We start from the raw sequence: 3,810 nt of genomic DNA on the forward strand, positions 1-3,810 counted from the left end.
AACACGAAGACGGCAACAAGCGCGGCGATCGCATCGATTGGAGGGCCCAAACGCCATACGGTTCAAAGATCAGATTTCAGCTTCGCACTGCGGCAAATCAGGCTGATCTGCAACGCACAGTTTGGAGCGGCCCCGAAGGACCCGGCTCTTTCTATTTCCATTCTGGTGCAGCACTGTCCACGCCGCCAGGACACTCTTGGATTCAGTTTCGCGCCGACTTCGACTTGCCCGCCGGCACCGAGCCGGCTGTGCTTGAGAAAGTAACGATCTCATTCGAATAAGGTGTAAATACTGTCTCCACGCCACGCGGGCGGCTAAAGCCAGGTCGCGTTCGGCATGGAAGAGCGGAACATCCGTTGTGTCCTTTCGGCAAGCCTGTATGAATCTTTTTAGCTGAGCTGCTATCGTTGCTGTGTTCTTGGTTCCCGATCCGGAGGACAGCAACATGCGTGCGAAGAAGAGCGTCAAGCTTCCCTCAGAGTTAGCTGGCGCCGAGCGGCGATTCACCGAGTGGCGTCGGACGCGAAAGCCCGGAACGCGGATTCCCGAACAGCTGTGGGCATCGGCGGTGAAGTTGGCCGCGACTTACGGGCTGCACCCGACAGCTTCCGCGCTGCGCCTGGACTACTATTTGCTGAAGAGACGCCTTGAGCGGACAGCCGCCGCCTCCGGCGCGCGACCCGCGGAGAACGGGCCCGCATTTGTCGAGTTGAGCGCTCCCTGTGCTAGCGGGCTGCGTGAGTGGTTCATCGACTTCGAGAACCCTGCCGGGGCCAGAATGCGCATTCGTGGGAAAGGACACGACGCGCTTGACGTGGTGGCTCTGGGGCGCAGCTTCTGGAAGGTCGAGTAATGCTGCAGATCACGCCGCAGATGAAGATCCTGGTCGCCGTCGCGCCGGTCGACTTCCGCAAGGGGATTGATGGGCTCGTTGGGTTGTGCAAGGAGGCGTTCGAGCAAGACGCCTTTAGCGGCACGCTCTTCGTATTTCGCAATCGGCGGGCCACGGCGATCAAGGCGCTGGTGTACGACGGTCAGGGTTTTTGGCTGTGCCACAAGCGGCTTTCCGAGGGGCGGTTCCGCTGGTGGCCGACCAGCCCAGCGGGCGTGAGCCAGGCGCTGGCCGCACACCAGTTGCAGGTTCTGTTTTCGGCAGGCAATCCCACGGCGACCTGTGCGGCGCCCGATTGGCGTCCGGTGGGGCCGCGGACCTGACATTCGCGCCATCTTTCGTCCCTTCCGCGCGGCCATACTCCTCTTGCGTTTTCCGCGAGTTCCTTGCTAAGAGCACGACGAGTCAGGGCGCTGGCTCGGCAAACGCGCTCAATTGATGTTTTTGACCCGGACCACTCGGCCGTATCATGGCACGGAAAACTCCGGAGATCATCGAATTGGATGCCAAGCGCGTGGAAGAGTTGTTGCGTCGTGCCGAGGAGCGGGCGTTTGACGCCGAGGACTATCAGACGATTCGCATGCTGGTCGAATCGTATGCCTGCCTGACCAGCATGTTGGGCGACAAGAACACGACGATCGCTCGTCTGCGGAAGCTGCTGTTTGGCGCCGGCACGGAGAAGACCGCCGCGGTGGTCGGCCAGGCGCCGCCATCGTGCGAAGAGCCCGACCCCGCGGCCCAGCAGGCTGCTGAGGGCGATCAGAAATCGCCGCGGAAGAAAGGACACGGCCGCAACGGGGCCGATGCCTATGCCGGCGCCGAGAAGATCGACGTGCCGCACGACTCGCTCCGGGCGGGCGACGCCTGCCCCGACTGTGGGGATGGAACCGTTTATACGATGGCCCCTGGCGTCCTCGTGCGGATCGTGGGCCAGGCGCCCCTGGGGGCCAAGGTGTATCAGCTCCACAAGCTCCGCTGCAACCTATGCGGCAAGGTCTATACGGCACCAGCGCCCGAAGGAGTGGGATCGGAAAAGTACGACGCCACAGCCGCCAGCATGATCGCTGTGTTGAAATACGGCAGTGGGCTCCCTTTCAACCGCATCGAAGGGCTGCAGGGGAACCTGGAGATTCCCTTGCCAGCCGCCACGCAGTGGGAGATTGTTCATGCGGCGGCGGCGGACATCACTCCGGCATACCACGAGCTGGTGCGGCAGGCCGCGCAGGGAGAATTGGTGCAGAACGACGATACCGCGGTGAAAATCCTCGAGCTGATGGGGAAGCGGGCCAGGAGACGAGCACTTTTGGAAGGGGATGGGACGACGAACAAAGACGGTTCACACCGGACGGGGTTGTTTACCTCGGGCGTGGTGTCGACGGGCGACGGCCAGCGGATTGCGCTGTTCTTCAGCGGCCGCCAGCACGCCGGCGAGAACCTGAGGGATGTACTCGACGAGCGGGCTCAAACGCTCGATCCGCCCATCCACATGTGCGATGCGCTGTCCCGTAACGTGCCTGGCGAGCTGGCCACGATCATGGCCAACTGCCTGGCCCACGCGCGGCGGAACTTCGTGGACGTATACGACCGTTTTCCCGACGAGTGCCGCCATGTGCTGGAGGCCCTGAAAGTCGTCTACAAGAACGACGCCGAGGCCCGCCAGCAGAAGCTATCGCCCCAGGAGCGGCTCGCACTCCATCAGGCCGAGACTCGGCCGGTTATGAATGAGCTCCGTGATTGGCTGAAAAAGCAATTCGACGATCACCGGGTCGAGCCCAACTCGCCGCTCGGCGGCGCGATAGCATACATGCTGGCCCATTGGGACAAGCTGACCTTGTTCCTGCGCCAGGCCGGCGCGCCGCTGGATAATAATCTCTGTGAACGGGTGCTGAAGAAGGCCATCCTCCACCGCAAGAACGCGCTGTTTTATAAAACGCAGAACGGCGCCCGGGTGGGAGACATGTATATGAGCCTCATTCACACCTGCGAGCTGTGTGGCGTGGGCGCCTTCGACTACTTGACCGAGCTCCAGCGCCACGCGGGCGAGCTGTCCACCAACTCAGGGCACTGGATGCCGTGGAACTACCGAGAAACGTCCAATCGCCAAGAACGGCCGAGGGATTCGCCATGTCAAAGCGCCGTGTGAAGGTTGTCGAGAAGGCAGATTCCGTGGAAAGGCTGCGCAAGGCGCTGGCGAAACGCGCGAAGGGCGACCTGGTTGACGTCCTGGTGGAATTGGCGAGAGACAATCGCAACCTTTTCCGCCGGCTCGGTGCGCGCTTCAAACTGGAAGCCCCACCCGAAGAGCTTGCCGCCGCGACCCGCCAAGCAATCGCCGATGCGACGCACTTCGATGAACGAGAGATCAATCGCAATTTCAGCTACGACTACGCCGCTTACGGCGAGGTCAAGCGCAACCTGAGCCGGCTGGTCGAGCTCGGGCAGTTGCCGCTGGCAATGGAACTCTCGTTGGAGTTGATGAAGCAAGGAAGCTATCAGGTCGAAATGAGCGATGAGGGAATGATGACGGCGGACATCGAGGAATGTCTCGCGGTGGTCATCCAAGCCCTCAAGAGAAGCGATCTACCGCCCGGCGAAGGGATCGCATGGTGTGAGGGAATGCTAAAGAACGACCGTGTGGGCTTCATCTGCCGCGAGGAGCTTCGGATACTGCGAAGCCACATCGAGGCGTCGCCGTCGTAACCAGCCTGGTTTTTTTCACGCCTGCCGGAAGGACACGGTTCACGAAGTCTACCCGGGGCATTTCGTGCAATATTTGCACGCGCATCGCTCGCCATCGAAGATCGGGCAAGTCTTTGACGGCTACGGCTTCACCGAAGGCTGGGCCCATTACACCGAAGAGATGCTGTATGAAGCGGGACTGGGCGCGGGCGACCCGGAAATGCACATCGGCCAGTTGC

5 protein-coding genes are annotated in these 3,810 nt (G+C 61.7%); all 5 read left to right on the plus strand.

Annotated features, from left to right (window positions below; all coding sequences use genetic code 11):
- On the plus strand, positions 1-281 hold a 281-nt coding region (locus tag Q8P46_13840; GenBank protein MDP2621230.1), incomplete at its 5' end, for a hypothetical protein.
- Positions 282-445: 164 nt separating this feature from the next.
- Positions 446-853 carry a hypothetical protein gene (locus Q8P46_13845; GenBank protein MDP2621231.1) on the plus strand — a complete coding sequence of 136 codons (408 nt, stop codon included), beginning with the start codon at positions 446-448 and terminating at the stop codon, positions 851-853.
- The gene (gene tnpB, locus Q8P46_13850; GenBank protein MDP2621232.1) at positions 853-1,215 is read left to right on the plus strand and encodes an IS66 family insertion sequence element accessory protein TnpB; all 363 of its coding nucleotides are present in this window, start codon (positions 853-855) and stop codon (positions 1,213-1,215) included. The genes Q8P46_13845 and tnpB overlap by 1 nt, the downstream gene beginning before the upstream one ends.
- Positions 1,216-1,361: 146 nt before the next feature.
- A complete protein-coding gene (locus tag Q8P46_13855) occupies positions 1,362-3,035 on the plus strand; it encodes an IS66 family transposase (GenBank protein MDP2621233.1) in 1,674 nt (557 codons plus the stop codon).
- Positions 3,017-3,592, plus strand: a complete 576-nt coding sequence (locus Q8P46_13860; protein ID MDP2621234.1) for a hypothetical protein — start codon at positions 3,017-3,019, stop codon at positions 3,590-3,592. Before Q8P46_13855 ends, Q8P46_13860 begins: the two co-directional genes overlap by 19 nt.
- Positions 3,593-3,810: the final 218 nt, after the last annotated feature.

This window comes from Hyphomicrobiales bacterium, assembly GCA_030688605.1.
Classification (GTDB): Bacteria; Pseudomonadota; Alphaproteobacteria; order Rhizobiales; family NORP267; genus JAUYJB01.

Bases quoted from the DNA above. Each gene is read 5' to 3' on its own strand.
- Q8P46_13845 (MDP2621231.1), top strand. From the start codon at position 446: ATGCGTGCGAAGAAGAGCGTCAAGCTTCCCTCAGAGTTAGCTGGCGCC.
- tnpB (MDP2621232.1), top strand. From the start codon at position 853: ATGCTGCAGATCACGCCGCAGATGAAGATCCTGGTCGCCGTCGCGCCG.
- Q8P46_13855 (MDP2621233.1), top strand. From the start codon at position 1,362: ATGGCACGGAAAACTCCGGAGATCATCGAATTGGATGCCAAGCGCGTG.
- Q8P46_13860 (MDP2621234.1), top strand. From the start codon at position 3,017: ATGTCAAAGCGCCGTGTGAAGGTTGTCGAGAAGGCAGATTCCGTGGAA.